Source organism: Microbacterium sp. Marseille-Q6965 (assembly GCF_946151065.1).
In the GTDB taxonomy this organism is placed as follows: Bacteria; Actinomycetota; Actinomycetes; order Actinomycetales; family Microbacteriaceae; genus Microbacterium.
Genome location: NZ_CAMGZA010000001.1, coordinates 534,178 through 561,033, shown reverse-complemented (window position 1 = coordinate 561,033; position 26,856 = coordinate 534,178). Strand labels below are relative to the sequence as shown.

Here is a 26,856-nt window from a genome sequence, read left to right as displayed (position 1 = left end):
GTGGGCCGCGATAGGATGGGATGCCCCGCCTCCGGGGCACCTCCCACAGAACGCAAGGATCCCTTTCATGGCGCGCGCCCTCCGTCCGGACCTCCGCAACGTCGCGATCGTCGCGCACGTCGACCACGGCAAGACGACGCTCGTCGACGCCATGCTGCGTCAGACCGGCTCGTTCGGCGAGCACGCGCACGTCGAGGAACGCGCGATGGACTCGAACGACCTCGAGCGCGAAAAGGGCATCACGATCCTCGCCAAGAACACGGCGATCACCTACAACGGCGCGCACACCGACATCCCGATCACGATCAACGTGATCGACACCCCCGGCCACGCCGACTTCGGCGGTGAGGTCGAGCGCGGACTGTCGATGGTCGATGGTGTCGTGCTGCTCGTGGACGCCTCCGAGGGCCCGCTGCCGCAGACCCGCTTCGTGCTGCGCAAGGCGCTCGAGGCGAAGCTGCCGGTGATCCTGCTCGTGAACAAGACCGACCGGCCCGACGCGCGCATCCAGGAGGTCGAGGGCGAGGCCCAGGATCTGCTGCTCGGCCTGGCGAGCGACCTCGTCGACACGGTGCCCGACCTCGACGTCGACGCGCTGCTCGAGGTTCCCGTCGTGTACGCCTCGGGTCGCGCGGGCGCCGCCTCGCGCAACCGCCCGGCCGACGGCTCCCTGCCCGACAACGACGACCTCGAGCCGCTGTTCCAGGCCATCCTCGAGCACGTGCCCGCCCCCGAGTACGACGACGAGGCGCCGCTGCAGGCCTGGGTCACCAACCTCGACTCGAGCGCGTTCCTCGGTCGCCTCGCGCTGCTGCGCATCTTCAACGGCGAGCTGAAGAAGGGCCAGACGGTCGCGTGGGTCCGTCAGGACGGCACGACGCAGAGCGCGCGCATCACCGAGCTGCTCATGACGAAGGCGCTGGACCGCTACCCGGCCGAGAAGGCCGGCCCCGGCGACATCGCCGTGATCGCCGGCTTCGAGGACATCATGATCGGCGAGACGATCGCCGACCCCAACGACGTCCGCCCCCTGCCGCAGATCACGGTCGACGAGCCGTCGATCTCGATGACGATCGGCACCAACACCTCGCCGCTGGTCGGCAAGGTGAAGGGCCACAAGCTCACGGCGCGCATGGTCAAGGACCGCCTGGACCGTGAGCTCATCGGTAACGTGTCGATCCGTGTGAAGGACATCGGTCGCCCCGACGCGTGGGAGGTGCAGGGCCGCGGTGAGCTGCAGCTCGCGATCCTCGTCGAGAACATGCGCCGCGAGGGCTTCGAGCTCACCGTCGGCAAGCCGCAGGTCGTCACGCGCAAGGGCCCGGACGGCAAGGTCCAGGAGCCCTACGAGCACCTCACGATCGACGTGCCCGAGGAGCACCTCGGCGCCGTGACCCAGCTCCTGGCGGCACGCAAGGGCCGCATGGAGAACATGGTCAACAACGGCACGGGATGGATCCGCATGGAGTTCATCGTGCCGTCGCGCGGCCTCATCGGCTTCCGTACGCAGTTCCTGTCGATCACGCGCGGCACGGGCATCGCCAACGCGATCGCGCACGGCTACGGCGACTGGGCGGGTCAGATCGTCGCGCGCCAGAACGGCTCGATCGTCGCCGACCGGGCCGGCGTGGCCACGCCGTTCGCGATGATCGCGCTGCAGGAGCGCATGACGTTCTTCGTGAACCCGACCGACGAGGTCTACGAGGGCATGGTGGTCGGCGAGAACTCGCGCGCCGACGACATGGACGTGAACATCACCAAGGAGAAGAAGCTCACGAACATGCGCTCCTCCACGGCCGACACGTTCGAGTCCATGACCCCGCCGCGCATCCTCTCGCTCGAGGAGTCGCTCGAGTTCGCGGCCGAGGACGAGTGCGTCGAGGTCACGCCCGAGGCCGTGCGCATCCGCAAGGTGATCCTCGACGCCACCGTCCGCGGGCGCGAGGCGTCGCGCCGCAAGCGCCAGGACGCCAACGCCTGAGGTCGGCTCCCGATCCCCGCTCGGCCCGCGGGCGGGTCAGCGCCGGTCGATGAGCGCCTCCGCGACGCGACGCGCGGTCATGCCGTCGCGCCCGGGGGAGCGCAGCCGCATGGCCAGCTCGCCGGTGACGACGAGCAGGATCTCTTCGGCGAGCTCCGCGGCCTCGTCGCCGGCGATCGGCTCGGCGAGCTCCGTCAGTCGGCGCCGGAAGCCGTCGGTGTCGTCTCGGATCGCGGCGGCGACGTCGGCGGGAGGATCGGGCAACTCGGCGGCGGTCCCGAGGAACGCGCACCATCGGGCGGCGCCCGGGCGGTGCCGGAACTCGTCGAGTGCGGTGAAGACGGCCAGCAGCCTCTCGCGCGGTGACGCTGCGCGTGCCACCGCGTGCTCCCACGTCTCGCGCCACGCCCGCTCGCGACGCCGGAGCGCGGCCGCGAGCAGCGCCTCCTTGCTCGGATAGCCCCGATACAGGGTCGCCGCCGAGACGCCGGCGCGCTCGGTGATGGCGTCGATCGGCGTGGCGACGACGCCCCGTGAGAACAGCAGGGCGTCGGCAGCGTCGAGCAACTTCGTCTCGGTGGTCGCGCGGATTCCCATGACGGCACTCTAGAGTGGGCAAAGTGAAACGCCCGTTTTCGTTTGCTGGAGCGGCACGGCCGGGTCTGCTCGTGGCGGGAACGGCGCTGATCGCGGCGACCTACGGTCTTGTCCGCTTCGCCTACGGTTTGTTCCTGCCCGACGTGCAGGCGGAGCTGGGGTTCGGGGCCGGCGCCGCGGGCGCCATCTCGGCGGGCGGCTCGGTGGTGTACGGCGCCGGGGCGGCGGCGGGCTTCCTGCTCGCGCATCGCCGCGCGTCGCTGCTCGCGATCGCCGCGGGGCTGAGCGCGGGCGCGGGCGCGGTCGGCATGGCGGCGGCGGGCTCGCTTCCGCTGTTCGCCGCGTGCGCGGTCCTCTCCTCGGCGGGTGCGGGGCTGGCCTCGCCGGCCCTCGTCGACATCCTGCAGCGCAACCTGCCGCCGGCGGAGAGCGAGCGCGGTCAGGCGATCGTGAACGCCGGCACCGGACCCGGCCTCGTCGCCGCCGGTTCGCTCGCGCTCACGCTGCTGCCTGACTGGCGCACGGCATGGCTGCTCGCCGCGGGGATCACGCTGCTGGCCGCGTGCGCGGTCGCGGCGCTCGACCGGCGCCGGCCCGAGCGCGGGCGCCCCGCCGCGCTGCTGCCGTCCGCGCCATGGTTCGCGGCCCACGCGAGGGTGGTCGTCGCGGCGTTCCTGCTGGGTGCGGGGTCGGCCGTCGTCTGGACCTACGGCCGCGTGCTGCTCACCGAATCCGGCGTCACCGAAACGGTGTCGGTGGTCGCGTGGATGGCGCTCGGCGCCGGTGGCGCCGCGGTCATCGGCACCGCCGGGGTCATGGCGCGCCTCGGGCCGGGCATCGCCTGGTCTCTGACGAGCGTCGTCCTCGCGGCCGCCACGGCGGCGCTCGTCGGCGCCATCGCGGTGCCGTGGCTCGCCGTGGTCGCCTGCGTGGTCTTCGGGTGGGCGTACACGGCCGCCAGCGGCGCCCTCATCGCCTGGACCTCCGAGATCCATCCGGCCCGGGCGGCCACCGGCACCGCGCTGCTGTTCATCGTGCTCGTCCTCGGGCAGGCGGTGGGAGCGGCCGCGTGGGGTCTCGCCATCGACGAGGCCGGGTACCGCACGACGTTCCTCGCCGCGGCGGCGGTCGCCGTGGCGGCGGCGGTGCTGGGCCTGCGGAAGCGACGAGGACCGGTACCCTCGGACGGGTGAGTTCCCCGTCCCCCTCCGAGCGCCGGGGAGCCTGGCGTCAGGGCATCGCGGTCGCGCTGCCGACGAGCGCGTACGGGGTCTCGTTCGGCGCTCTCGCCACCGCCTCCGGGTTGGACGTGTGGCAGACGTGTGTGCTGAGTCTGCTGATGTTCTCGGGCGGATCGCAGTTCGCGTTCATCGGCGTGCTCGGGTCGGGCGGCGGGGGGCCGGCCGCGATCGCCTCGGCCGCGCTGCTCGGCGTGCGCAACGCCGTCTACGCCGCGCGGATGAACCCGATCGTCGGCCGCACCTGGCCGCGGCGTCTCGCGGCGGCGCAGTTCACGATCGACGAGTCCACGGCGGTCTCGCTGGCCCACGAAGATCCGGCGGCGCGCCGCATCGGGTTCTGGGTGACGGGCCTGGGCATCTTCATCGGCTGGAACCTGGCGACGCTCGCCGGGGCTCTGCTGGGGGACGTGCTCGGCGACGTGCGTGCGTACGGTCTCGACGCGGCCGCGGCCGCCGCGTTCCTCGCCCTGCTCTGGCCGCGCCTGCGCTCCCGCCAGGCGGTCGCGGTGGGCGCCGCCGCGGCGGTCGTCGCGGCAGTGGCCACGCCGTGGCTCGCCCCCGGCGTGCCCGTGCTGCTCGCCGCCGTCGTCGCCGTGGTCGTGGGGTGGACGAATTGGCTGGGCCGCCGCGCGGCCCAGCCCGCGCCGGGCGACGCCGGATCGGAGGCGGCCGGATGAGCGCCTGGACGGCGATCCTGCTCGCCGGCATCGCGGTGGCCGCTCTCAAGCTCGTCGGGTACCTCGTGCCCGAGGAATGGCTGGAGCGCCCGCGACCGGCGCGGATCACGGACCTGCTCACGGTGGCGCTGCTCTCGGCGCTCGTGGCCGTGCAGACGCTCGGAGACGGCATGGCGATCCGTCTGGACGCGCGTCTGCCCGCCGTGGCCGTGGCGGCCCTCCTGCTGTGGCGCGGGGCGTCGTTCCTCGTCGTCGTCGTGGTGGCGGCGGCGACCGCGGCCCTGCTGCGCCTGCTCGGCTGGGCGGTGTGACAGCGGCCACGGCGTACGCTGATCCCATGCGCTCCGTGTGGCCCATCCGCCTGCTGACCTGGGCCGGCGCCTTCGTCGCCGGCGCCGTCTACGGCATCGCGGGGACCGTGATGCACTCGGCGTCCGTCATCCCCACCGGCCTTGCCGGGCTCATCGTGCCGCTGGGGACGATCCTCGCCGCGGTGGGTCTGCTCGCGCTGCTTGTCGCGGTGCGCTGCCTCTCGGAGGGGCGCGGCACGGTCCTCGCGGCGGGGCTGGGTGCCCTCGCGATGTTGCTGGTGTTCTCGGGCGAGGGCCCGGGTGGATCGGTCGTCGTGCCGCGGGCGGCACCCGGTGAGGCGCCGCTCGGCGTGATCTGGTCGTGGGTCGTCGCGATCGTCGTGGTCGTCGTCGTCGCCTGGCCCGACCTGCGCGGCGTGCGTGCCGGTTCGGGGAAGGGTCAGCGAGCCGGAGCGTAGAATCGACACGTGACTTACGTGATCGCCCTTCCGTGCGTGGACGTCAAGGACCGCGCCTGCATCGATGAGTGCCCGGTCGACTGCATCTACGAGGGTGAGCGCAGCCTCTACATCCACCCGGACGAGTGCGTGGACTGCGGCGCCTGCGAGCCCGTGTGCCCCGTCGAGGCGATCTACTACGAGGACGACCTGCCCGAGGAGTGGTCCGACTACTACAAGGCGAACGTCGAGTTCTTCGACGAGATCGGCTCGCCCGGCGGTGCCGCCAAGGTCGGCGTGATCCCGAAGGACCACCCGATCATCGCCGCGCTGCCGCCGCAGGGCACGCACTGAGCGTCCGCCTGACATGGGCATCCGCGATCTCGACGACTACCCCTGGGACGCCGTCACCCCCTTCGCCGAGCGCGCCGCGGCGCACCCGGACGGGCTGTGCGACCTCTCGATCGGCTCGCCCGTCGACCCGACGCCGCGCGTCGTCCGCGACGCACTCGTGGCCGCCACCGACGCGCATGCGTACCCGCAGACTGTCGGGACGCCGGCCCTGCGAGAGGCGATCGTCGACTGGTACGCGCGCCGTCGCGGCGTGACGGATCTTCAGCCGCGCAACGTGCTGCCCACCATCGGGTCGAAGGAGCTCGTCGCGCTGCTGCCCACCCTGTTGGGCCTGGGCAGCGGCGACATCGTCGTGCACCCGCGTGCCGCATACCCCACCTACGCGGTGGGCGCGGCCGTCGCCGACGCGACCGCGGTCGCCGCCGACGACCCCGATGAGTGGCCCGAGGGGGCTCGGCTCATCTGGATCAACTCGCCCGGCAACCCCGATGGCCGCGTGTGGGGCGTCGAGGAGCTGCGGCGCGCCGTCGTGCGCGCGCGCGAGCTGGGGGCCGTGCTCGCGAGCGACGAGTGCTATGCCGAGCTCGGCTGGGACGGCGAGTGGGTTGCGGGCCCGGTGCCCAGCGTGCTCGACCCGCGCGTCACGGGCGGCAGCCGCGCGGGCCTGCTGAGCGTGTACTCGCTCAGCAAGCAGTCCAACCTCGCCGGGTACCGGGCCGCCTTCGTGGCCGGCTGCGCGCAGATCGTCGGAGAGCTGCTGAAGAACCGCAAGCACCTCGGCCTCATGCTCCCGGCGCCCGTGCAGCACGCCATGGCGGCGGCGCTGGGAGACGACGCGCACGTCGCCGAGCAGCGCGAGCGCTACCGTGTGCGTCGCGACGTGCTCAAGCCGGCGCTCGAGGCGGCGGGCTTCCGGATCGACCGCAGCGAGGCCGGTCTGTACCTGTGGGCGACGGAGGGGCGCGACGCGTGGGAGACGATGGACCGTCTCGCCGGCCTCGGCATCCTCGCCGGGCCCGGCGTGTTCTACGGCCCGTATCACCCGCAGCACGTGCGGTTCTCGCTGACGGCAACGGACGAGCGCATCCGGCAGGCGGCCGATCGCCTGCGGTCATCCGCACGCTGATCAGCGGCTAGGGTGGATGACGGCCGCGCGCGGATCCGCTCGGCCCATTCGCGCGAGTACCAGCATCCCGAATCGCAAGGAGGCGCCGTGAGCGACGCAGGAAGCCTGCCCGAGAAGGCCGTTCTGACGGTCGGCGACAAGACCGCGGAGTTCCCCGTCCTGCCCGCCACGGACGGAAAGTCCGCGATCGACGTCTCGTCGCTCACGAAGCAGACCGGCTTCACGGCGCTCGACTACGGCTTCGTCAACACGGCCTCCACGATGTCGGACATCACCTACATCGACGGCGACCAGGGCATCCTGCGCTACCGCGGCTACCCCATCGAGCAGCTCGTGAAGGGCGAGGCCAGCTTCCTCGAAATCGCCTGGCTGCTCATCTACGGGGAGCTGCCCACCGCCGACCAGCTCTCGCAGTTCGACGACAGCATCCGGCACCACACGCTGCTGCACGAAGACCTCAAGAACTTCTTCACGGCCATGCCGGCCGGCGCGCACCCGATGGCCGTGCTCTCGTCGGCCGTCGCCGCACTCTCGACCTACTACGAGAACGACTCTGACCCGGACAACCCGGAGCACGTGGACCTCACCACCGTCCGGCTGCTCGCGAAGCTTCCCGTCATCGCGGCGTACGCGCACAAGAAGTCGATCGGGCAGGCCTTCCTGTACCCGGACAACTCGCTCAGCTACGTCGAGAACTTCCTGCGCCTGAACTTCGGCAACATGGCGGAGCCGTACGAGATCGACCCCGTCATGGCCAAGGCGCTCGAGCGGCTGCTCATCCTGCACGAGGACCACGAGCAGAACGCCTCGACCTCGACGGTGCGCCTCGTCGGCTCGACCGGCGCCGACCAGTTCGCCTCGATCGCCGCGGGCATCCAGGCCCTCTCCGGCCCCCTGCACGGCGGCGCGAACGAGGCGGTGCTGAACATGCTCAGCCAGATCCAGGAGTCCGGCCAGGGCGTCAAGCGCTTCGTCGAGAAGGTGAAGAACAAGGAAGAGGGCGTGAAGCTCATGGGCTTCGGGCACCGGGTCTACAAGAACTACGACCCGCGCGCCAAGCTCGTGAAGGAGTCGGCCGACGAGGTGCTCTCGGCGCTCGGCGTGCACGACCCGCTGCTCGACCTCGCGAAGGAGCTCGAGGAGATCGCGCTCGAGGACGACTACTTCAAGGAGCGTCGCCTCTACCCGAACGTCGACTTCTACACCGGCGTCATCTACAAGGCCATGGGCTTCCCGACCCGCGTCTTCACGGTGCTGTTCGCCATCGGGCGCCTGCCCGGCTGGCTCGCACACTGGCGCGAGGCGAACCTCGACGCGCGCGGCAAGATCGGCCGCCCGCAGCAGCTCTACACGGGCTCGCCGGAGCGGGCCTACCCCGGCGCCTGATCGGAACACGCGAACGGCCGCCGCTCCCTCGGGAGCGGCGGCCGTTCGCGTTTGCGGCTCAGTGCAGGGCGGCGTTGAGAACCACGCCGACGCCCTCGCGCCGCACGGCCTCCACCGCGCCGTCGAGGGAGTTGCGGCGCAGCAGCAGGCCGCTGGATCCCGACAGCTCCGCGCCCTTGACGACGGAGCCGTCCTCGAGACGGATCTTCGTACCGGCCGTGACGTACAGTCCCGCCTCCACGACGCAGTCGTCGCCGAGGGAGATGCCGATGCCGGCGTTGGCGCCGAGCAGCGTGCGGGAGCCGATGGACACGCGGTGCGTGCCGCCGCCCGAGAGCGTGCCCATGATCGAGGCGCCGCCGCCGATGTCCGATCCGTCGCCGACGACCACACCCTGCGAGATGCGGCCCTCGACCATGGAGGCGCCCAGCGTGCCCGCGTTGAAGTTCACGAAGCCCTCGTGCATCACGGTGGTGCCAGGGGAGAGGTAGGCGCCGAGGCGCACGCGCGAGGTGTCGGCGATCCGCACCCCCTCCGGCGCGACGTAGTCGGTCAGGCGCGGGAACTTGTCGAGCGAGACCACCTGGACGCCGTCGCGCTGCAGGTAGGGGCGCAGGCGCGCGGCGTCCGCGGCCAGCATCGGGCCGGCGTTGGTCCAGGCGACGGTGGGCAGGTGGGCGAAGATGCCGTCGAGGTTCAGCTCGTTGGGACGGACGAGTCGGTGCGAGAGCGCGTGCAGGCGGAGGTAGGCGTCCGACGTCGAGGCGGGCGCGGCGTCCAGGTCGATCTCGACCGTGACCACCTCGACGGTCACGCCCCGCTTGTCGTCCGGGGCCGCGAGTCGGTCCAGCGACTCGATCTCGTCGCTCACGTCGCCGGCGCGGCCGGGCTGCGGGGCGGGGTACCAGGTGTCCAGGACGGTGCCGTCGGCCGCGATCGTCGCGAGCCCGACACCGGAGATCCAGCGCTCATCCGTCATGGTTCAATCCTAGGGATGCGCGCGTGGCGACTCGCCGAGCGCGCCTAGGCTGGGGGCATGCCGACGCTCGACCTGACCGCCTCCTCCGCCGACCTCACCCGCGCGATCTGCGACATCCCGAGTGTCTCGGACGACGAGACGACGCTCGCCGACGCGATCCACGACGCGGTTTCGGCCCTGCCCCACCTCCAGGTCCTGCGCTTCGGCGACACGATCGTGGCGCGCACCGACCTCGGCCGGGCACAGCGTGTGGCCATCGCGGGGCACATCGACACCGTGCCGATCAACGGCAACCTGCCCACGCGCGAGGTCGAGGAGGAGGGCGAGGCCGTCATCTGGGGCCGCGGCACCGTCGACATGAAGGCGGGGGTCGCGGTGCAGCTCAAGCTCGCCGCCGAGCTGACCGATCCCGCCGTCGACATCACGTGGATCTGGTACGACCACGAGGAGGTCGAGGCGTCGCGGAACGGCCTCGGCCGCATCGAGCGCGAGCGGCCCGACCTCCTCGCCGCCGACTTCGCCGTGCTGGGCGAGCCGACAGCGGGCGAGGTGGAGGGCGGCTGCAACGGCACGCTGCGCGCCGTCGTGCGCACGCACGGCGTGCGCGCCCACAGCGCGCGCTGGTGGATGGGAGAGAACGCCCTCCACGCCGCGGCGCCGCTGCTCATGCGTCTGGCGGAGTACCACCCGAAGACGATCGACGTCGACGGCCTCGCGTATCGCGAGGGCCTCAGCGCCGTACGCATCGAGGGCGGTGTGGCCGGCAACGTGATCCCGGATCTCTGCGAGGTCGAGGTGAACTTCCGCTTCGCCCCGAGCCGGTCGGTCGAGCAGGCGTCCGCACACGTGCGGAAGGTGTTCGAGGGCTACGACGTGGATATCACCGACAGCGCGTCCGCCGCCCGCCCCGGACTCGACGCGCCGCTCGCGCAGGACTTCCTGCGCGCGGTCGGTGGTACCGCGCGGCCGAAGTACGGCTGGACCGACGTGGCCCGCTTCTCGGCCCTCGGCGTGCCGGCCGTCAACTACGGCCCCGGCGACCCGTCGCTGGCGCATCACGATCAGGAGCGCGTGCCCGTCGCACAGATCGAGCGGGTGGAGCGGGGCCTGCGAGCGTGGCTGAGCGGGTCCTGACGCCTCGCCGACGGCGCGAGGACGGCGTAGGGGCCGCCTGGCGCGGCCTGCCCGCCGCGCTTCGCATCGCGGTGGTGTACGCGTTGGCGCGGCTCGTCACGGTCGGATTCATCCTCCTGGCGGGGGCGCTCGCCTCGGCCCGCACCCAGCTTCCCTCCGCGAACCCGCTCGCGGACTTCGCGCTCGCGTGGGACGCGCAGTGGTACTGGACGGTGGCCTACGAGGGTTACCCGGCCGAGTTGCCGCGCACGGCCGAGGGGCAGGTGACCGAGAACGCGTGGGCCTTCATGCCGGTGTACGCATACCTGGCGCAGGCGGTCGCCACGGTCCTGGGCGTCCCCTGGGGCGCGGGCGGCTTCCTCGTCTCGTTCGTTGCGGGCTACCTCGCCTGCCTGGCGCTGTTCCGTCTCCTGCGGGCGCGGCAGGGCGAGGGCGAGGCCATGTGGGCGGTCGCGCTGTTCGCATCCGGACCGCTCGCCGGACTGTTCCACGCGGGCTACGCCGAGTCGCTTTTCCTCCTGCTGCTGTTCCTCGCGCTGACGTGCGTCGTCCGGCGCCGCTGGTGGTGGCTCTATCTCCTCGTCCCGGTGATGGGCTTCACGCGTCCGGGCATCCTCGCCTTCGCGCTCCTGCTCGGGCTGTACAGCATCCACCGGTGGGTCACGCGCCGCACCGACCCGCTGCGGACGGCCGAGGTCCTTCACATCGTGGCGCTCGGCGCCCTCTCGACCGCCGTCGGCTTCGCATGGCAGGTGATCGCGGCCGTCGTCACCGGTGAGCCCGGCGCCTACCTCGACACCGAGCTGGCCTGGCGGCGCTCGTGGGTGGGCACCGAGCACTTCCTTCCGGTGGAGGGGTGGTTCCAGGGCGCCGACGTGTGGTTCCGCGTGTGGGGACTGCCCGCCTGGCTCGCTCCGGTCGCCGTGGTCGCGCTCATCGTCACCGCCGCCGCACTGCTCGTGCTGCCGCGCGCCGTGCGCCGCGTGGGACCCGAGCTGCGGCTGTGGGCCGCGAGCTACCTCGTGTATCTCTTCCTCGTGTTCTTCCCGCAGTCGAGCGTCTTCCGCCTGCTCGCGCCCCTGTCTCCGCTGTGGGGCGCATTCGCGGCGGTGCGGGTGCGTGGCATCCGGATCGCCGTGCTCGCGCTCGGACTGCTCGCCCAGTGGTGGTGGATCTGGAATATGTACGGGCAGGGAAGCGCCTACTGGCAGATCCCGTGAACCGCGCCGGCACCAGGTCTTAACCGTTCGGGAATGGACCAGGCGTGGCCGACCGATAAACTAGGGAAGCAGACACCTAGGAAAGGGAGCCCGCCATGGCAGCCATGAAGCCCAGAACCGGTGACGGACCGATGGAGGCCGTGAAGGAGGGGCGCCTCATCATCGTTCGCGTGCCACTGGAAGGCGGCGGCCGCCTGGTCGTCTCGGTCAACGACGACGAGGCGAAGGAGCTCTACGGCGTCCTCGGCGAGGTCGTGAACGCTGCCTGACCGCTTCATCCGAGAAGGCCCCGAGCATGCGCTCGGGGCCTTCTCGCGTTCCGGCGGGGCTCAGGCGGCCGCGACCGTCGTGAGCTGCAGCAGCCCCTCGCCGATGGGGGCCAGCGACGCGACGACGGCAGGGGACTCCTGCGTTTCGCGCAGGAGCGTGCGGTAGGCGGTCGTGAGGTCGTCGCGCTGCACGGGATCGGCGACGCGGCCCCCCGCGAGCACGCGCGGCACGAGCACCGTGCCGCCGGGGCGCGCGAGGCGGAGCCCGTGCCCCACGTAGTCGATGACGCGCTCCGGGTCGGCGTCGACGAGCACGAGGTCGTATGCCGCCTCGTTCATTCTCGGCAGCACCTCCGCGGCGCGCCCGGTGATCCAGCGCACACGCGTCGACGGCACGCGCGCCGACTGGAACGCCTCGCGCGCGGCGGCGAGGTGCTCCGGCTCGCTGTCGATGGTCGTGAGCGTCGCCTCCGGGGCGCCGTGCAGCAGCCACAGGCCCGAGACGCCGGCGCCGGTGCCGACCTCGATGATCGTGCGCGCGCCCGTCGCGGCCGCGAGGAAGGCCAGCTGCGCGCCCACCGCGGCGCTCACGGGCGCCGCGCCCAGCTCGCGGGCGTGCTGCCGCGCGCGGGAGATGTGCTCCGGCTCGACCACGCTCTCTCGGACGAATCGGGCGATCGCATCGTGCTCGCTCATGGTCAGAAGCCTACGGCGCCGCGACACGAACCGCGGTCGGCGCCGCCGTGGGGCGGGGAGAAGCACACCCGCCGCGGGTACCATGAAGCCCGTGGAGTTCGGCCTGTCCTTCGAGAAGATCATCCTGATCGGCGTCGTGGCCGCGCTCCTGATCGGTCCGGAACGGCTGCCGCACTACGCCGAGCTGCTCGGCCAGTTCGTGCGGCGGGCCCGCGACTGGCTGCAGGGCGCTCAGGACCGCGTGAAGCGCGAGATGGGCGAGGACTTCGAGGACGTCGACTGGCGCAAGCTCGACCCCCGGCAGTACGACCCGCGCCGCATCATCCGCGAGGCGCTGCTGGAGGAGCCGGCGGTCGCCGCGACCGCCGCGCCGCGCAGCGCGGGGGCCGCGGCGCAGCGCACGGGCGCCGGGCGACCGGGCGCCGCGATCGCCCCCGCCAAGCCCGCGGTGCGCCGCCACTTCAGCGCGGCCGAGCCGCCGCCGTACGACCCCGAGGCCACCTGAGGTTCTCCGCGCCGCCGGTCAGGACGGTGCGACGGGCAGACGGCGTCCCGTGAGGCCGCGCGGCTGAGAGGCGATCGCGGCCGCGAGGCCGGCGATGGCGGAGGCGGCGGGATCGGAGGGTGCCGCGACCACGACGGGTTCGCCCGCGTCGGCGGCGATTCGCAGCGCGGGGCTGAGCGGGATCGCGGCCAGCACGGGCACCTCGATGTCCTGGCCCTCGGACAGCGTGCGTGCGACCTCGGCACCGCCGCCCGACCCGAACAGGTCGAGCGTCGTGCCGTCCGGCAGCGTCATGGCCGTCATGTTCTCGACGACCCCGATGACGCGCTGCCCCGTCTGACGCGCCACCAGCCCACTGCGCGCGGCCACGTCGGAGGCGGCGGCCTGCGGGGTGGTGACCACGAGCACCTCGGCGTGCGGCAGCAGCTGCCCCACGGAGATCGCGACGTCGCCCGTCCCGGGGGGCATGTCGAGCAGCAGCACGTCGAGGTCGCCGAAATAGACGTCGGTGAGGAACTGCTGGACGGTGCGATGCAGCATCGGTCCCCGCCAGGCCACGGCCCCGAGCCGCCCGCCCTGCCCCCGCTGGAGGAACATGCCGATCGAGATGGCCTTCCCCCCGTGCGCGACGGGCGGCAGCATGAGGTCGTCCAGCTGCGTGGGCTGGGCGATCTCACCGCCGCGCGCCAGGCCGAGCAGCGCCGGGATCGAGAAGCCGTGCACGTCGGCGTCGACCAGCCCGACCTTCAGGCCCCGCTGGGCGAGGGCCACCGCGAGATTCGCCGTGACCGTCGACTTCCCGACGCCGCCCTTGCCGCTCGTGACGGCCACGACGCGCGTCAGCGAATCCGGCCCGAACGGCATGACGCGCGCGGCGCCGCCACGCAGTCGCTCCGTGAGGGCCTGCCGCTCGGCCGGGGTCATGACCCCGATCTCGAGGGCGACCGCGTCCACGCCGGGCACGCTCTCGGCCGCCCGGCGCACGTCGGACTCGATCCGGTCCGCGGCGGGGCAGCCGACGATGGTGAGCGCGATCTGCACCCGCACGTCGCCGCCCTCGGCCGTCACGCCGCGCACCATGTCGAGCTCCGACAGCGGGCGCCGCAGCTCGGGGTCCGCGACGCGGCCGACCGCCGCGCGCACCCGCTCGGCGAGATCGGTCACGCCCGCTCCCTCCGGGACCCCTCGTCCTGACGCTCGTCGCCGCCCTCGCCGGTGTCGCCGAGCTCGGTCAGCAGGGCGCGCAGCTCGTCGCGCAGCGCCTCGCGGGTGACCTGCTGCTCGCGGAGCTCGTCGATCGTCATGCGCAGGGCCACGATCTCGCGCGCCATGTACTCGGTGTCGGCGAGGTTGCGCTCGGCGCGCTGGCGGTCCTGCTCCATCGAGACGCGGTCGCGGTCATCCTGCCGGTTCTGGGCGAGCAGGATCAGCGGGGCCGCGTACGACGCCTGCAGCGAGAGCATCAGGGTGAGCGCCGTGAAGCCGAGCGCTGCGGAGTCGAAGCGCCAGGCCACCGGCGCGAGCGTGTTCCAGCCCATCCACAGGGCGCAGAACAGCGTCAGCGCGAGCAGGAACCAGGGGGTGCCCATCGCCCGGGCGATGAGCTCGGTCGCCTGGCCGAACCGGTCGCTCTGGCGCGGCTGGCTCTCGACGAAGCGCGGCGTGCGTCCCCGCGGTGCCTCGAGGTCGTGAGCGCGGGCCATCAGCGCGCACCTCCCGGCGGCAGCGAGATCGTGCCGGTCTCGGGCGGCGCCGTGATGCGCTCATCGTTGGCGTCCTGCGACCGCCAGTCGTCGGGCAGCAGATAGTCGAGCACGTCGTCGACGGTCACGGCCCCGACGAGGCGGTGCGCCGCGTCCACCACGGGCATCGAGACGAGGTCGTAGCTCGCCAGCCGCCGCGCCGCCTCGGCACCGGGAGCCGTGACGAGCAGCGGCTCGAGCGTGTCGTCGAGGATCGCGCCGATGCGCTCATGCGGGGGGTAGCGCAGCATGCGCTGGAAGTGCACGGCGCCGAGGAAGCGGCCCGTGGGCGTCTCGTACGGGGGAAGCGTCACGAACACGCTCGCCGCCAGCGCGGGGTGCAGCTCGTGGCGACGGATGAGGGCGAGTGCCTCGGCGATCGTCGCGTCGGCGGGCAGGATGATCGGCTCGCTCGTCATCAATCCGCCGGCGGTGTCGGGTCCGTAGCGCAGCAGCATGCGCACGTCCTCGGCCTCGTCGGGCTCCATCAGCCCCAGCAGCTCCTCGAGGCGCTGCTGGGGCAGCTCGGCGAGCACGTCGGCCGCGTCGTCCGGATCCATCGAGTCGAGGATGTTCGCCGCGCGCTCGTCGCCGAGCCGCTCGAGGATGCGCACCTGATCCTCCTCCGGCATCTCCTCGAGAGCATCGGCGAGGCGCTCGTCGGAGAGCTCCTCGGCGACCTCGATGAGGCGGGCCTCGGGAAGGTCCAACAGGGTGTTCGCGAGATCGGCCGGCTTGAGGTCGGCCAGGCTCTGGGCGAGCTGCTCGGCGGACTGCGCCTCGCCGGGGCGGCGCTGCTCCCGCACCTCGGCCCAGGTGGCCGACGTGGTGGGGCCCTTCGCGAAGGGTGAGGCGCTCGTCTTCGGCTTGCGCAGGAACAGCTGACCCACCGACCACTCGCCGAGCCGGTTGGGCTCGATGGCGACGTCCTCGATGACGGCGGTGCCGGTGCCGTCGACGAACTCGACGCGGCGCCCGATCATCTCCGCCATGACGCGGACCTCGCCCGCGCGGGGCTGGAAGCGGCGCACATTGATGAGGCCGGTGGTGATCACCTGGCCCGTCGCGATCGAGGTGATCCGGCCGATGGACAGGAACACCTGGCGACGCCCCGGGATCTCGCAGACGAGCCCGATCACGCGCGGGGAGCCGGAACTTCGGTACACGACGACGACGTCGCGGACGCGACCGAGACGGTCGCCGGAGGGATCGAAGACCGGGCACCCGGCCAGGCGCGCCACGAACACCCTCTGCGTACTCACGCATCCAGCGTAGACCGCGGGACTGTGCCCGGGCCGGCGCCGGGCGGGGTCGCCGACGACGCCCACAGCACAGTGGATCCATAGGCGACGCAAAGGTGCCGGCTGCGCCCGCGTGGGATGATCGTGGCATGAGCATGATGGGTGGGACCGGTCGGACCCCGCAGAACGTCGGCGAGACGGTGGCGCGCTACGGGGACTACGAGAGCGCTCAGAAGGCGGTGTCGCGGCTCATCGAGGCGGAGATCCCCGCCCGTGAGATCAGCATCGTGTGGGCGGGGCTCAAGGCCGTCGAGATGGTGACGGGCCGCATGGGCTACGCCCGCGCGGCGTGGTCCGGCGCCCTCAACGGCGCCTTCCTCGGCCTGATGTTCGGGGCCATCTTCACGCTGCTCTCGCCCACCCTCTCGATCCAGGTGCTCCTGGGCTGTCTGCTGGTGGGCGTGGCGATCGGCATGCTCATGCAGATCCTGACCTACTCGCTGACGCGTCGCCGGCGCGACTACACGAGCATCACCGCCCCGATCGCCGACCACTACGAGATCGCCGTGTCGGGTTCGCACGTCTCGAGCGCGCGGCGAGTGCTGGGCGGCGGCGACCGTCCCGCCGGCCCCCAGGCCGCGGCGCCCGCGGCACCCGCGTGCGGGCCGTCGTCCCAGGAGCCGCCGCGCTACGGCATCCGAATCGACGACCGGCCGGTCGCGCACCCACACGCCTCCGCTGCCGCCCCAGGCGCCGCCGGTGCCGCCCGCTCCGCAGGCCGAGGCGCTTGCCGCGCCCCGCCCCGCAGCCCCGGCCGCCGACCCCGCGCCGGCCGCCGCGGCCGCGGACGCGGAGGTGCCGGCGGCCGCGAGCCCCGCGCAGCGGCCCGAGGACGAGGGCCAGGCAGACGGCGCGGCCGACGGCGAGCGCCGGGAGGGCGACGAGCCGACCGGTCGCGCGTGACCGACGAGGAGCGCATCCGCGTTCCGGTGGCGCTGCCGGCCGGCCGGGTCGAGATCGGCGCCGCGTGGAGCGGACCCCGTGACGCGGCGCAGACGGTCGTGATCGCGCACGGCGCGGGCTCCGGGATGGATCACCCCTTCCTGCGGGGGTTCGCCGCGGGGCTGAACGACCTCGGCGTGCGCACGCTGCGGTTCGAGTTCCCCTACGTCGCCGCCGGCCGGCGCATGCCGGGACCGGCCGCCCACGCGATCCTCGCGTGGCGCGCCGCCCTCGCCGAGGCACGCTCACGGGCGGAGCGCGTGTGGGCGTGTGGCAAGTCGTACGGGGGACGGATGGCGTCGATGGTCGCCGCGGAGGGCGATGCGGACGTGGAGGGTCTGGTGTACCTGGGCTACCCGCTGCACCCGCCCGGCCGCCCCGACAAGCCCCGCACCGAGCACCTGCCCCGTGTCGTCCCTCCGCAGTTGTTCGTCGAGGGTGAGAACGATCCGTTCGTCGACCCGCACGCGCAGCTCGAGGAGGCGGTTGCCGCGTGCCGCGACGCGCGGATCGCGTGGGTCGCGGGCGCGGGCCACTCCTTCGAGGTGAAGGGCGCTCGCCGGCCCGCCGACGAGATCGGGCGCGGCCTCGCGCCTCTCGTGGCGGACTTCGTTCTCACCGCGTAGACCCGAGGCCGCCGCAATCTTTCGTCACATGCCGCCGCATCGCGGGGGGAGTGCGGCAGGCTGACGACGTGATCCTCACCTGTCGCTGTTGTCGCTGAGCGCGCTCGCGCGCTCTTCCGGCAGCCATCGACAGCATCCGCGCCGCGGCGCGGCTCCGAGAGGAATCACCCATGCGCTACGCGCGCACCATCGCCGACCTCGTCGGCAACACCCCGCTCGTGCGGCTCAATCGCGTGACCGAGGGGATCGCCGCCACGGTCCTCGCCAAGGTCGAGTACTTCAATCCGGGCGGCTCGGCGAAGGACCGCATCGCCACCCGCATCATCGACGCGGCCGAACGCGACGGACGTCTCCGGCCCGGAGGCACCATCGTCGAGCCCACCAGCGGCAACACGGGAGTCGGCCTGGCTCTCGTCGCGCAACAGCGCGGCTACCGCACGATCTTCGTCGTGCCCGACAAGGTCTCGCCGGACAAGCGCGCGGTGCTCCGGGCGTATGGGGCGGAGGTGGTCGTGACGCCCACCGACGTGTCGCCCGACGACCCCCGCTCGTACTACAGCGTCTCGGACCGCATCGTGGCCGAGACCCCTGGCGCGTACAAGCCGAATCAGTACGACAACCCGCACGGCCCCCGCAGCCACTACGAGACCACCGGCCCCGAGATCTGGCGCGACACCGACGGCGCCGTGACGCACTTCGTCGCCGGAGTCGGGACCGGGGGCACGATCACGGGCACCGGGCGGTACCTGCGCGAGGCGTCCGCGGGCCGCGTGCGCATCGTCGGGGCGGATCCCGAGGGGTCGATCTACTCCGGCGGCCCCGTGCACCGTTACGCCGTCGAGGGCGTGGGGGAGGACTTCTGGCCGGGCACGTTCGATCCGCGGGTCGTCGACGCCTACGAGCGTGTCTGCGATGCCGAGTCGTTCGCCATGGCGCGTCGGCTCGCCCGGGAGGAGGGGCTGCTGGTCGGGGGCTCCAGCGGGCTCGCCGTCGTGGCCGCGCTGCGGGTGGCCCGAGACCTTCCCGCCGATGCCCTCGTCGTGGTGCTGCTGCCCGATCACGGGCGCGGGTACCTCGGCACCGTGTTCGATGAAGCCGGCGGCGCGCACCCTGGGACCGCCGCGCCCGTCTTCACCCCCACCATGCCCGCCCGCCGAACGCCCGCCCGCCGGCTGCGACCCGGCGCCGGCGACCCCCGAGCCTGACGAGGAGACCATCATGAACGACGCTTCCGCCCACCGCCCCCGATTCGACACCGAGGCGGTGCACGCCGGACAGCACGCCGATGCGATGACGGGCGCCGTGATTCCGCCCGTCCATCTCTCGTCCACCTACGTGCAGGACGGGATCGGCGGCCTGCGCGACGGGTACGAGTACGGCCGCAGCGGCAACCCCACGCGTACGGCCCTGCAGCGGCAGCTCGCCGCACTCGAGGGCGGGCGGCACGGCCTGTCGTTCGCGTCGGGGCTCGCGGCCGAGGACGCGCTGCTGCGCGCCCTGCTGCAGCCGGGCGACGCGGTGCTGTTGGGCGACGATGTGTATGGCGGCACTTATCGGCTGCTCACCCGCATCCTCGGCCCGTGGGGTGTCCGCGTGACGGTCGCGGACCTCGGCGACGCCGAGGCGGTCGCGGAGGCGCTGCGGCGCGAGGGCCCGCGCGTGGTGTGGCTCGAGACTCCGAGCAACCCGCTGCTGAGGATCGTCGACATCGCGGCATTGGCCGGGCTCGCCCACGAACACGGCGCGACGGTGGTCGTCGACAACACCTTCGCCTCGCCCGCCCTGCAGCGCCCGCTCACGCTCGGGGCCGACGTGGTCGTGCACTCGACGACCAAGTACCTCGGGGGGCACTCCGACGTCGTCGGCGGGGCCGTGGTACTCGACGACGACGCGCTCGCGGAACGGGTCGGCTTCCTGCAGTTCGGAGCGGGTGCTGTCTCCGGGCCCCTCGACGCCTGGCTCACCACACGAGGAATCAAGACGTTGGGTCTGCGGATGGAGCGGCACAGCGCCAACGCGCGGCGGATCGCCGATTTCCTGCACGAACACGACCGCGTCGCGCGCGTCTTCTACCCGGGCCTGCCGACGCACCCGGGGCACGAGATCGCCGCACGCCAGATGTCGGGTTTCGGTGGCATGGTGTCCCTCGCGCTGGAGGATGCGGCCGCCGCCCGGCGCTTCGCCGAGGGCACCCGCCTCTTCCAGCTCGCCGAGTCGCTCGGTGGCGTGGAGTCGCTCGTGAACTACCCGGACGCGATGACGCACGCCTCCGTCCGCGGCACGGCGCTCGCGGTGCCCCCGGAGGTCGTGCGCCTCTCGGTCGGCATCGAGGACGTCGACGACCTGTTGCAGGACCTGGACGACGCGCTGCGCTGAGGCCCGACCGTCGCCGACGGCCTCAGCGCCGCGCGGTCAGTGGGACAGACGCGCGATCCAGGCTTCGACCTCGTCGGCCGTCCGCGGGATGGCGGCGGAGAGGTTCACCGGGCCGTCGGCGGTCATGAGGATGTCGTCCTCGATGCGCACGCCGATGCCCCGGTACTCCTCCGGGACGGTCAGGTCGTCGATCTGGAAGTAGAGGCCCGGCTCGATCGTGAAGACCATCCCCGGCTCGAGGATGCCGTCGTAGTACATCTCGCGGCGAGCGGCGGCGCAGTCGTGCACGTCGATGCCGAGATGGTGGCTCGTCCCATGAACCATGTAACGGCGGTGCTGGCCGCCACGGTCGGCGTCGAGGGCCTCCTGCGCCGTGACGGGCAGGAGCCCCCACTCCGCCGTGCGAGCCGCGATGACCTCCATGGCCGCCTCGTGCACGGTGCGGAACGGCACGCCGGGCCGTGCCGCGGCGAATGCCGCGTCGGCTGCCTCGCGCACGGCCTCGTACACGCGGCGCTGCACGGGGCTGAAGGTGCCGTTCACCGGCAGCGTGCGCGTGATGTCGGCGGTGTAGAGGCTGTCGACCTCCACGCCGGCGTCGATGAGGACGAGGTCTCCGGGCACGACGCGCCCGTCGTTGCGCGTCCAGTGCAGGTAGCAGGCGTGCGGCCCGGCGGCGGCGATCGTGTCGTAGCCCTCCCAGTTGCCGTCGCTGCGGGCCCGCTGGTGGAACACGCCCTCGATGATCCGCTCCCCGCGCGGGTGCTCGATCACGCGGGGCAGCTCTCGGATGATGTCGTCGAAGCCGCGCGCCGTCACGTCCACGGCCAGGCGCAGCTGCGCCACCTCGTAGGCGTCCTTGACGAGCCGCAGCTCGGAGACGAATCGGGTGAGCTCGGGGTCGTCGTCCACGACGAGGTCGCCCTCGCGGGCCTCGAACGCGTCGACATGCGCCGTGGCGATGCCCAGGTCGGCGGCGACGGCGTCGAGCGACGGGCGCGGCCCGATCCAGAACTCGCCGATGGAGGCGTCCGAGTAGAACTCGGCCGTCGCGCGGTCGGCGCGCTCGCGGAAGTAGAGCGTGACGTCGTGGCCGTCGTCGGTCGGCTCGAACACGAGCACCGAGTCGGGCTCCGCGTCGCTGCCCCAGCCGGTGAGGTGGGAGAAGGCGGAATGTGCGCGGAACGGATAGTCGGTGTCGTTGCTGCGCTGCTTGAGCGATCCGGCCGGCACCACCAGTCGTTGACCGGAGAAGGCCGCCGACACGGCGGCGCGCCGGGTGGCGGCGTAGGTCGCCTGCTCGCGCTCACCGGCGGCGGGCGCGGTCCGGTCCGCCCAGCCCTCGCCGATCGTGTCGAGGAACCCCTGCGGGAACGGCTGCTTGCGGTTCGAGATCGCCTGCGCCTGCTGCTCTTCCGCGGTCGTCGTGTCGCTCATGCCTTCCAGTGTCTCACCCGGGGCGCTGCGGCGTGCGGTGCGCGTATCAGCCCGTCGGCTCGAGCTGCACCACGAGCGGGCGGTGGTCGCTGCCGGCCTCATCGAGGTTCGTCAAGACGAGCGAGCCCGTGGGCCGCCACGCGTCGGAGTGCAGCACGTGGTCGATCGGCGTGCCCAGCAGCGAGGGGATGCTCGTGGGCCAGGTGCCGACGGCACCGTTGCCCGTCTCGGCCGCCGCGTCGGAGCAGTAGCCCAGATCGTGCCCCTCCATGCCGAAGCGCTGCATGTGGTCGATCGTCGCGTTGAAGTCGCCGGCGATGATCACGTTGCCCTCGGCGCACTGATCCGCGATCCACCGCAGGTCGTCGCGCCACGCGTCCATGTACTCCGCGCGGGGCGCCACGGCGTGCACGGCCACGACGATCGGCCCCGTGCCGTCGACGGGCATCGCCACGGCACTGGGCAGCACGGCGGTGTTGCTCGACCCGTCGCTCGAGGACTCGATCACGGAGTAGTCGCCCAGCTCGGGGGAGATGAGGATCGTCGTCTCCCACGCCTGCGGGGTCGGCACCTCCTGGTCGTTGTACGCCACGTGGTGCACCCACATCGGCCGGCCGAGTTCGCGCATCTCGATCGCCACCTGTTCGCCCACGGACTGTGCCGTCTCGGGGAGGGCGATGATGTCGGCGTCCATGGCGATCGCCGTCTGTGCCACCCGGTAGGCGCCCGTCGCGTCGCCGGCGGTGTTCCACGTCATGACGCGCACGCTCGTCTCGGTGGCGGCGGGCAGCGAGTCGTCGCCGTAGCCGCGCATGCCGAGCGTGACGCCACCGACGATCGCGCCGATCGCCGCAACCATCGCCATCGACAGCGCGAAGCCGCGCATGGCCCGGGAAGCGGCCAGCAGCAGGAAGAACAGCGCGACGCCCGCGAAGCACACGACGAGCACGCCGCGGACGGCGATGATCTGCGCGATGGGGAAGGCGTGTTCCACGCGGAAGAACTGTGGGAACGAGAGCACCGCGGTGGCGCATGCGAACAGCACCGTGATGAGGAACCCGAGCAGACGCACGACAGGGAGCCTACGGTCGACACCTGGGCAAAAGGCGGATGTCGACCGTGTGCCGTCTCGTGTCAGCCCTCCCGCCCCCGGCCCGCGCACGCGCGCGCATTACCATCGGGGGAATGCGCGAAGAACGAGCGGCCGGCCCCGCGGACCTGCACCTGCACTCGGCCTGCTCCGACGGCACAGAGCCACCCGCCGCCGTCTGCGTCGCGGCGCACGCGGCCGGCATGCGCACGATCGCCCTCACCGACCACGACACGACCATCGGCTGGGACGAGGCGGCCGACGCCGCCGCCTCGCTCGGCATGACGCTGCTGCCCGGTGCGGAGGTGTCGGCGAAGCACCGCGGTCGCAGCGTGCACGTGCTGGCGTATCTTTTCGATCCCGCCGAGCCGCAGTTGGCGGCCATGATGCAGCGCGTGCGCGAGGACCGGATCGGCCGCGCCGAGCGACTGGTCGGCAACCTGGCCCGCGACTACGACATCGCGTGGGAGGACGTGCTCGCGCAGCGGACGGGCGACGCGACGGTGGGGCGCCCGCACATCGCCGACGCGCTCGTCGCGAAGGGCATCGTCCTCAGCCGCGAGGAGGCCTTCGCCGAGATGCTTCATCCGGCCAGCCCGTACTACGTGGCGCACTACGCGCCGTCGCCGCGGGACGTGGTGCGGGCGATCGCGCGCGCCGGGGGAGTCTCGGTGATCGCGCACCCGGCCGGGCGCGGCATGCTGCCGATCCCGGTGCTGGAGGAGCTCGTCGAGGCCGGGCTGGGCGGGCTGGAGATCGATCACCGCGAGAACACCGCGCCCGGGCGCGCCACGCTGCGCGAGCTCGCCGACGCACACGGCCTCATCGTGACGGGATCGAGCGACTATCACGGATCGGGCAAGCCGAACCGGATCGGGGAGAACACCACCTCGGCGGAGATGGTGGAGCGGATCATCGCCGCCGCGACGGGAACCGAGCCCGTCTCCCCGTGAGACGCGTCAGCGCGTGCGGGCGTACTCCGAGCCGCTGGGCGTGCGCTCCAACAGCTCGTAATCGACGAGGTAGCGCCGCAGCACGGCGACGTCGTCGGTGAAGGCCCCCAGGCGCGCGTTGAGCTCGCGCTCCGTCAGAACCTCGTCGGGACGCAGCGCTCGCTCGGCGACGAGGGCGAGCAGCTCCCCGCGGGTCGTCTTGTTCGCGGGGTACTGCGTGATCCGGCCGTGCGCGTCGAGGAAGCGCTCGGGCCCCGTCGCGCGGGCCGGCGCCGGCGCGTCGCGCAGCGCGGTACGGAACGGCTCACCGTCGGCGGTCCAGCTGTCGCCGTCCCGGGCGATGAGTCCTGCGCCGAGCAGGGTGTCGACGACGTGTCGTCGTCGCGACGGGCTCAGCCCGTCGAAGGCCCGAGCGGGGTCGCCGGCGACGATGCGGGCGTAGGCCACGCGGGCGGCGTCGTTCGCGAGCGCCGCGACGATCGCCCGCCAGCTCTCCACGCCCGCTCCGCGCGCCTCGGGATCAGGCGCCCTGTGCGGCCTGGCCGGGGGAACGGCGGCGACGACGGCGGCGACGCGCCGCGGCGGGCCGCCCGTCGTGGTGCTCCTTGCCCGTGCCGTCGTGCGTGCCCGCGCCCTCGGCACGCTCCGTGCCGTCGCCGGGCGCGGCGGCCTGCGTGCCCTCGCCCGCCTCCGACCCGCCCGTGCGGCGGCGACGGCGACGCGGCGCGCGCTCGCCCGCACGCTCGCCGGACGGCTGGCGCCGCTCGGCCTTCGGAGCCGTCGCGATGCGACCCTTCGTGCCCTCGGGGATGTTCAGGTCGGTGAACAGGTGCGGGCTCGACGAGTACGTCTCGGTCGGCTCCGGCTGCCCGAAATCGAGCGCACGGTTGATGAGCGCCCACTTGTGCAGGTCGTCCCAGTCCACGAACGTCACGGCGATGCCGGTGCGCCCCGCGCGGCCCGTGCGGCCGGCGCGGTGCAGGTACGTCTTCTCGTCGTCGGGGATGGTGTGGTTGATCACGTGCGTGATGTCATCCACGTCGATGCCGCGGGCGGCGACGTCCGTTGCGACGAGCACCGAGATCTTCCCGGCCTTGAACGCCGCCATCGAGCGCTCGCGCTGCTCCTGGCCCATGTCGCCGTGCACCCCGCCGGCGTTGAAGCCACGGTCGTTGAGCTCGTCCACGAGACGCTGGGCGGCCCGCTTCGTGCGCGTGAAGATGACGACCTTGCCCACGCCCTCGGCCTGCAGGATGCGTCCGATGATCTCGTCCTTGTCGAGCGAGTGCGCCCGGTAGACGATGTGCTTGATGTTGGCCTGCGTCAGCCCCTCGTCGGGGTCGGTCGCGCGGATGTGGATCGGGTTCGACATGAAGCGCCGCGCGAGCGTGAGGATCGGCCCCGGCATCGTGGCGCTGAACAGCTGCGTGTGCCGCTTGGCGGGAAGGCGCGAGAAGATCTTCTCGATGTCGGGCAGGAAGCCGAGGTCGAGCATCTTGTCGGCCTCGTCGAGCACCACCTCGCTCGCGTGCGAGAGGTCGAGCAGCCGCTGGTTGGCGAGGTCGATGAGACGGCCCGGCGTGCCGACGACGATCTGTGCGCCGGCCTTGAGCTGGTCGATCTGCCCCTCGTAGGCCTTGCCGCCGTAGATCGCGACGACGGTGGTGGATCGGTTCGAGGTGAGCAGGTCCATGTCCTCGTACACCTGCACCGCGAGCTCGCGGGTGGGCACGACGATGAGGGCCTTCACGCCGGGCTCGGGGTCGGCGCCGAGCCGCTGCACCACGGGGATGCCGAAGCCGAAGGTCTTGCCGGTACCCGTCTTGGCCTGGCCGATGACGTCCTGGCCGGGCAGCGACAGCGGGATCGTCTGCTCCTGGATGGGGAAGGCGTCGGCGATGCCCTTGGAGGTGAGTGCGTCGATGATGTCCTGGTCGACACCGAGGTCGGCGAATGCGGTCACTGTGAATCAAGCCTGTCCGGCGGCGCGCGCCGCCCGTGCGAAGAGCCCACGCCCTTCTCGATTCCCAGGCGCGGCGCCCCGCGTCCGTCGGCGGGGCCGTGTTCCAGCCTAGGGGATGGCGGCGGGGAAGCCGCTGAGCGGCGCGGGGCGCAGCGCATCCGCGCCTCCCGACCGGCGCCGCGTAGGATCGCTGCGTGGTGAACTGGTTCTGGAGGCGCCGACCGCCCGCGCGCATCCTGAAGCTGCGCTCGCGCGGCGATCTGGGCGATGCGCGACGCGTGGACTTCGCGGAGCTGGCGCCCGACGTCGCGACGTTCCTCGGCCAGGCGGCGTATCTCCAGCTGGGGTACTTCGAGACCCTCACGAGGCTCATTCGCGCCACGCCGGAACTGGCCGAGAAGGAGGCGCTCTCGCTCGCCGCCGGCCGCGCACTGCGCAAGCACCGCCAGATCGTGCGGCTCATCCAGGACCGCGTGGGCGATCCCACCGAGGTCATGCTGCCGTTCCGTGAGCAGCTCGACGCCTTCCGGGGCGCGACGATCGGCGCGCGTCCGCGGGAGACGATGCTGTCGGTGTACATCACCGCGGGCATGCTCGACGACTTCTACCTCGCCCTCGCCTCGGGCTACGGCACCACCGGGCGTCGGGTCTCGGAGATCCTCGGCGAGGCGAGCGACCGCGAGCAGCTCGAGGAGCTGCTGCGAGCGACGATCGAGAGCGACGACGAGATGCGCTCGCTCCTGTCGATGTGGGCCCGCCGACTCGTGGGCGACACGCTGCTCGTGGCCCGCGCGGCGCTGGCTCCCGAACGGCTGGGCCTCGATGACGAGAAGCGGGTCGAGCCCGTCTTCACGGCGCTCATGGCCGCGCACGCGCGGCGCATGGACGCGCTCGGCCTCGCGGCCTGATCGGCCGGATCGGCGCCGGGGCGGTCAGGCGATCCGGAGTCGCCGGCGCTCCGCCTCGTCGCGCCGGGCGCGCAGGGTGCCGAGCACGACCGTCACCACGACGGCGACGACGACCGCCGCGCCGAGGGTCGCGACCCACTGCCAGACGTTGTCCTCGCCCCAGCCAAGCCACGTCAGCACGGCGTAGACCACCGCGGCCGCGAGCGCGGCGACCCCCGGTGTCAGCACGACGCCGCGCGTGTCGCGCTGCGGCAGCGCGTAGTGCAGCGCGATGCCGAGACCCGCGGCGGCGATGAGCGCCAGGAGGATGTACATGTCAGGAGACGAAGCCGACCGGGCGCTTGCCCTCGGAACCGATCTCGACGTACGCGAGGTTCGCCACGGGAACGAGATACGTCGTGCCCTTCGTGTCGGTCAGCTCGATGTGCATGGTGCCGTCCTTGAGCGCCGTGGCGACGGTCTGGCGGACGGTCTCGGCCGACTCGGAGGACTCGAAGCTGAGCTCACGGCCGGAGTTGGTGATGCCGATGCGGATCTCCACGGGTGACTGCCTTTCGTCGCGCGCGCCACGGCCGGTGCCGGGCTGACGTCAGCCTATGCGATCG

29 protein-coding genes are annotated in these 26,856 nt (G+C 72.5%); 17 read left to right on the top strand and 12 right to left on the bottom strand.

The annotated features are described in order from the left end of the window. Window positions 1–67 precede the first annotated feature (67 nt). Entirely contained in the window at window positions 68–1,981 is a 1,914-nt protein-coding gene (typA, locus tag N8N77_RS02725; protein ID WP_261164445.1) for a translational GTPase TypA, read from the top strand. Window positions 1,982–2,017: 36 nt separating this feature from the next. Here the strand turns inward: typA and N8N77_RS02720 are convergent, their stop codons facing one another. Beyond that, window positions 2,018–2,578 carry a TetR/AcrR family transcriptional regulator gene (locus tag N8N77_RS02720; protein ID WP_261164444.1) on the bottom strand — a complete coding sequence of 187 codons (561 nt, stop codon included), beginning with the start codon at window positions 2,576–2,578 and terminating at the stop codon, window positions 2,018–2,020. Window positions 2,579–2,601: 23 nt separating this feature from the next. Between N8N77_RS02720 and N8N77_RS02715 the strand changes: the two genes are divergently transcribed. The 7 genes from N8N77_RS02715 to N8N77_RS02685 all read left to right on the top strand — a co-directional run bounded on the left by N8N77_RS02715 (window position 2,602) and on the right by N8N77_RS02685 (window position 8,110). Further along, complete coding sequence (locus N8N77_RS02715; protein ID WP_261164443.1) at window positions 2,602–3,771, top strand: MFS transporter; 1,170 nt, start codon at window positions 2,602–2,604, stop codon at window positions 3,769–3,771. Continuing rightward, window positions 3,768–4,496 (top strand): AzlC family ABC transporter permease, encoded by a 729-nt coding sequence (locus N8N77_RS02710; protein WP_261164442.1) that lies wholly within the window; start codon window positions 3,768–3,770, stop codon window positions 4,494–4,496. Before N8N77_RS02715 ends, N8N77_RS02710 begins: the two co-directional genes overlap by 4 nt. Beyond that, window positions 4,493–4,807, top strand: a complete 315-nt coding sequence (locus N8N77_RS02705; RefSeq protein ID WP_261164440.1) for an AzlD domain-containing protein — start codon at window positions 4,493–4,495, stop codon at window positions 4,805–4,807. Before N8N77_RS02710 ends, N8N77_RS02705 begins: the two co-directional genes overlap by 4 nt. 26 nt (window positions 4,808–4,833) lie before the next feature. After that, window positions 4,834–5,265 (top strand): histidinol dehydrogenase, encoded by a 432-nt coding sequence (locus N8N77_RS02700; RefSeq protein ID WP_261164439.1) that lies wholly within the window; start codon window positions 4,834–4,836, stop codon window positions 5,263–5,265. Between the two features lie 9 nt (window positions 5,266–5,274). After that, window positions 5,275–5,598, top strand: coding sequence for a ferredoxin (gene fdxA, locus N8N77_RS02695; protein ID WP_261164437.1), 324 nt, complete (start codon window positions 5,275–5,277; stop codon window positions 5,596–5,598). Window positions 5,599–5,611: 13 nt separating this feature from the next. Next, on the top strand, window positions 5,612–6,724 hold the full coding sequence (gene dapC / locus N8N77_RS02690) for a succinyldiaminopimelate transaminase (protein WP_261164435.1): 1,113 nt from the start codon (window positions 5,612–5,614) through the stop codon (window positions 6,722–6,724). A gap of 87 nt (window positions 6,725–6,811) precedes the next feature. After that, window positions 6,812–8,110: a citrate synthase gene (locus N8N77_RS02685; RefSeq protein ID WP_261164433.1), complete on the top strand. Its 1,299-nt coding sequence runs from the start codon at window positions 6,812–6,814 to the stop codon at window positions 8,108–8,110. Between the two features lie 58 nt (window positions 8,111–8,168). Here the strand turns inward: N8N77_RS02685 and dapD are convergent, their stop codons facing one another. Then, the gene (dapD, locus tag N8N77_RS02680; RefSeq protein WP_261164431.1) at window positions 8,169–9,089 is read right to left on the bottom strand and encodes a 2,3,4,5-tetrahydropyridine-2,6-dicarboxylate N-succinyltransferase; all 921 of its coding nucleotides are present in this window, start codon (window positions 9,087–9,089) and stop codon (window positions 8,169–8,171) included. A 57-nt stretch (window positions 9,090–9,146) separates the two neighbouring features. On the opposite strand from dapD, the gene dapE reads away from it, so the two are divergent. The 3 genes from dapE (at window position 9,147) to N8N77_RS02665 (ending at window position 11,712) form a co-directional block, all read left to right on the top strand. Beyond that, the gene (gene dapE, locus N8N77_RS02675) at window positions 9,147–10,223 is read left to right on the top strand and encodes a succinyl-diaminopimelate desuccinylase (RefSeq protein WP_261164430.1); all 1,077 of its coding nucleotides are present in this window, start codon (window positions 9,147–9,149) and stop codon (window positions 10,221–10,223) included. Continuing rightward, window positions 10,205–11,443 (top strand): hypothetical protein, encoded by a 1,239-nt coding sequence (locus N8N77_RS02670; RefSeq protein WP_261164429.1) that lies wholly within the window; start codon window positions 10,205–10,207, stop codon window positions 11,441–11,443. The genes dapE and N8N77_RS02670 overlap by 19 nt, the downstream gene beginning before the upstream one ends. A gap of 95 nt (window positions 11,444–11,538) precedes the next feature. After that, complete coding sequence (locus N8N77_RS02665; protein ID WP_261164427.1) at window positions 11,539–11,712, top strand: DUF3117 domain-containing protein; 174 nt, start codon at window positions 11,539–11,541, stop codon at window positions 11,710–11,712. A 60-nt stretch (window positions 11,713–11,772) separates the two neighbouring features. Here the strand turns inward: N8N77_RS02665 and N8N77_RS02660 are convergent, their stop codons facing one another. After that, window positions 11,773–12,408, bottom strand: coding sequence for an O-methyltransferase (locus tag N8N77_RS02660; protein WP_261164426.1), 636 nt, complete (start codon window positions 12,406–12,408; stop codon window positions 11,773–11,775). 91 nt (window positions 12,409–12,499) lie between these two features. Here N8N77_RS02660 and N8N77_RS02655 point away from each other — a divergent pair, with 91 nt between their 5' ends. Beyond that, on the top strand, window positions 12,500–12,913 hold the full coding sequence (locus tag N8N77_RS02655; protein WP_261164424.1) for a twin-arginine translocase TatA/TatE family subunit: 414 nt from the start codon (window positions 12,500–12,502) through the stop codon (window positions 12,911–12,913). Window positions 12,914–12,931: 18 nt separating this feature from the next. On the opposite strand, the gene N8N77_RS02650 is transcribed toward N8N77_RS02655, so the two are convergent. Genes N8N77_RS02650 through N8N77_RS02640 form a run of 3 tightly spaced genes read right to left on the bottom strand, consistent with a single transcriptional unit; the run spans window position 12,932 to window position 15,917 of the window. After that, window positions 12,932–14,077 carry an Mrp/NBP35 family ATP-binding protein gene (locus tag N8N77_RS02650; RefSeq protein ID WP_261164423.1) on the bottom strand — a complete coding sequence of 382 codons (1,146 nt, stop codon included), beginning with the start codon at window positions 14,075–14,077 and terminating at the stop codon, window positions 12,932–12,934. Next, a complete protein-coding gene (locus N8N77_RS02645) occupies window positions 14,074–14,616 on the bottom strand; it encodes a DUF1003 domain-containing protein (protein WP_261164421.1) in 543 nt (180 codons plus the stop codon). Before N8N77_RS02645 ends, N8N77_RS02650 begins: the two co-directional genes overlap by 4 nt. Beyond that, window positions 14,616–15,917, bottom strand: a complete 1,302-nt coding sequence (locus N8N77_RS02640) for a magnesium transporter MgtE N-terminal domain-containing protein (RefSeq protein ID WP_261164419.1) — start codon at window positions 15,915–15,917, stop codon at window positions 14,616–14,618. The genes N8N77_RS02645 and N8N77_RS02640 overlap by 1 nt, the downstream gene beginning before the upstream one ends. A 128-nt stretch (window positions 15,918–16,045) precedes the next feature. Between N8N77_RS02640 and N8N77_RS02635 the strand changes: the two genes are divergently transcribed. The 3 genes from N8N77_RS02635 (at window position 16,046) to N8N77_RS02625 (ending at window position 19,900) form a co-directional block, all read left to right on the top strand. Next, window positions 16,046–17,524 carry an alpha/beta family hydrolase gene (locus N8N77_RS02635; protein WP_261164417.1) on the top strand — a complete coding sequence of 493 codons (1,479 nt, stop codon included), beginning with the start codon at window positions 16,046–16,048 and terminating at the stop codon, window positions 17,522–17,524. A 170-nt stretch (window positions 17,525–17,694) separates the two neighbouring features. After that, on the top strand, window positions 17,695–18,729 hold the full coding sequence (locus N8N77_RS02630) for a PLP-dependent cysteine synthase family protein (protein WP_261164415.1): 1,035 nt from the start codon (window positions 17,695–17,697) through the stop codon (window positions 18,727–18,729). A gap of 13 nt (window positions 18,730–18,742) precedes the next feature. After that, window positions 18,743–19,900: a cystathionine gamma-synthase gene (locus N8N77_RS02625; RefSeq protein ID WP_261164414.1), complete on the top strand. Its 1,158-nt coding sequence runs from the start codon at window positions 18,743–18,745 to the stop codon at window positions 19,898–19,900. Window positions 19,901–19,936: 36 nt separating this feature from the next. Here the strand turns inward: N8N77_RS02625 and N8N77_RS02620 are convergent, their stop codons facing one another. Beyond that, complete coding sequence (locus N8N77_RS02620) at window positions 19,937–21,337, bottom strand: aminopeptidase P family protein (protein ID WP_261164412.1); 1,401 nt, start codon at window positions 21,335–21,337, stop codon at window positions 19,937–19,939. Window positions 21,338–21,383: 46 nt separating this feature from the next. After that, on the bottom strand, window positions 21,384–22,409 hold the full coding sequence (locus N8N77_RS02615) for an endonuclease/exonuclease/phosphatase family protein (RefSeq protein WP_261164411.1): 1,026 nt from the start codon (window positions 22,407–22,409) through the stop codon (window positions 21,384–21,386). 113 nt (window positions 22,410–22,522) lie between these two features. Here N8N77_RS02615 and N8N77_RS02610 point away from each other — a divergent pair, with 113 nt between their 5' ends. After that, window positions 22,523–23,380 carry a PHP domain-containing protein gene (locus tag N8N77_RS02610; protein WP_261164409.1) on the top strand — a complete coding sequence of 286 codons (858 nt, stop codon included), beginning with the start codon at window positions 22,523–22,525 and terminating at the stop codon, window positions 23,378–23,380. Between the two features lie 6 nt (window positions 23,381–23,386). Here the strand turns inward: N8N77_RS02610 and N8N77_RS02605 are convergent, their stop codons facing one another. Then, window positions 23,387–23,878, bottom strand: coding sequence for a DUF2087 domain-containing protein (locus N8N77_RS02605; RefSeq protein WP_261164407.1), 492 nt, complete (start codon window positions 23,876–23,878; stop codon window positions 23,387–23,389). A gap of 22 nt (window positions 23,879–23,900) precedes the next feature. Next, complete coding sequence (locus N8N77_RS02600; RefSeq protein ID WP_261164405.1) at window positions 23,901–25,343, bottom strand: DEAD/DEAH box helicase; 1,443 nt, start codon at window positions 25,341–25,343, stop codon at window positions 23,901–23,903. A gap of 194 nt (window positions 25,344–25,537) precedes the next feature. Between N8N77_RS02600 and N8N77_RS02595 the strand changes: the two genes are divergently transcribed. Then, the gene (locus N8N77_RS02595) at window positions 25,538–26,251 is read left to right on the top strand and encodes a ferritin-like domain-containing protein (RefSeq protein ID WP_261164404.1); all 714 of its coding nucleotides are present in this window, start codon (window positions 25,538–25,540) and stop codon (window positions 26,249–26,251) included. A gap of 24 nt (window positions 26,252–26,275) precedes the next feature. Here N8N77_RS02595 and N8N77_RS02590 read toward each other — a convergent pair whose 3' ends face one another. Both N8N77_RS02590 and N8N77_RS02585 read right to left on the bottom strand, forming a co-directional pair. After that, window positions 26,276–26,566: a hypothetical protein gene (locus tag N8N77_RS02590; RefSeq protein ID WP_261164402.1), complete on the bottom strand. Its 291-nt coding sequence runs from the start codon at window positions 26,564–26,566 to the stop codon at window positions 26,276–26,278. Window position 26,567: 1 nt separating this feature from the next. Beyond that, entirely contained in the window at window positions 26,568–26,792 is a 225-nt protein-coding gene (locus N8N77_RS02585) for a DUF3107 domain-containing protein (RefSeq protein WP_261164401.1), read from the bottom strand. Window positions 26,793–26,856 lie beyond the last annotated feature (64 nt).

Excerpts from the sequence above, each read along its gene's own strand:
- typA (WP_261164445.1), top strand. The coding sequence starts at position 68 with ATGGCGCGCGCCCTCCGTCCGGACCTCCGCAACGTCGCGATCGTCGCG.
- N8N77_RS02720 (WP_261164444.1), bottom strand. The coding sequence starts at position 2,578 with ATGGGAATCCGCGCGACCACCGAGACGAAGTTGCTCGACGCTGCCGAC.
- N8N77_RS02705 (WP_261164440.1), top strand. The coding sequence starts at position 4,493 with ATGAGCGCCTGGACGGCGATCCTGCTCGCCGGCATCGCGGTGGCCGCT.
- N8N77_RS02700 (WP_261164439.1), top strand. The coding sequence starts at position 4,834 with ATGCGCTCCGTGTGGCCCATCCGCCTGCTGACCTGGGCCGGCGCCTTC.
- dapC (WP_261164435.1), top strand. The coding sequence starts at position 5,612 with ATGGGCATCCGCGATCTCGACGACTACCCCTGGGACGCCGTCACCCCC.
- dapD (WP_261164431.1), bottom strand. The coding sequence starts at position 9,089 with ATGACGGATGAGCGCTGGATCTCCGGTGTCGGGCTCGCGACGATCGCG.
- dapE (WP_261164430.1), top strand. The coding sequence starts at position 9,147 with ATGCCGACGCTCGACCTGACCGCCTCCTCCGCCGACCTCACCCGCGCG.
- N8N77_RS02665 (WP_261164427.1), top strand. The coding sequence starts at position 11,539 with ATGGCAGCCATGAAGCCCAGAACCGGTGACGGACCGATGGAGGCCGTG.
- N8N77_RS02660 (WP_261164426.1), bottom strand. The coding sequence starts at position 12,408 with ATGAGCGAGCACGATGCGATCGCCCGATTCGTCCGAGAGAGCGTGGTC.
- N8N77_RS02645 (WP_261164421.1), bottom strand. The coding sequence starts at position 14,616 with ATGGCCCGCGCTCACGACCTCGAGGCACCGCGGGGACGCACGCCGCGC.
- N8N77_RS02635 (WP_261164417.1), top strand. The coding sequence starts at position 16,046 with ATGAGCATGATGGGTGGGACCGGTCGGACCCCGCAGAACGTCGGCGAG.
- N8N77_RS02630 (WP_261164415.1), top strand. The coding sequence starts at position 17,695 with ATGCGCTACGCGCGCACCATCGCCGACCTCGTCGGCAACACCCCGCTC.
- N8N77_RS02625 (WP_261164414.1), top strand. The coding sequence starts at position 18,743 with ATGAACGACGCTTCCGCCCACCGCCCCCGATTCGACACCGAGGCGGTG.
- N8N77_RS02620 (WP_261164412.1), bottom strand. The coding sequence starts at position 21,337 with ATGAGCGACACGACGACCGCGGAAGAGCAGCAGGCGCAGGCGATCTCG.
- N8N77_RS02610 (WP_261164409.1), top strand. The coding sequence starts at position 22,523 with ATGCGCGAAGAACGAGCGGCCGGCCCCGCGGACCTGCACCTGCACTCG.
- N8N77_RS02590 (WP_261164402.1), bottom strand. The coding sequence starts at position 26,566 with ATGTACATCCTCCTGGCGCTCATCGCCGCCGCGGGTCTCGGCATCGCG.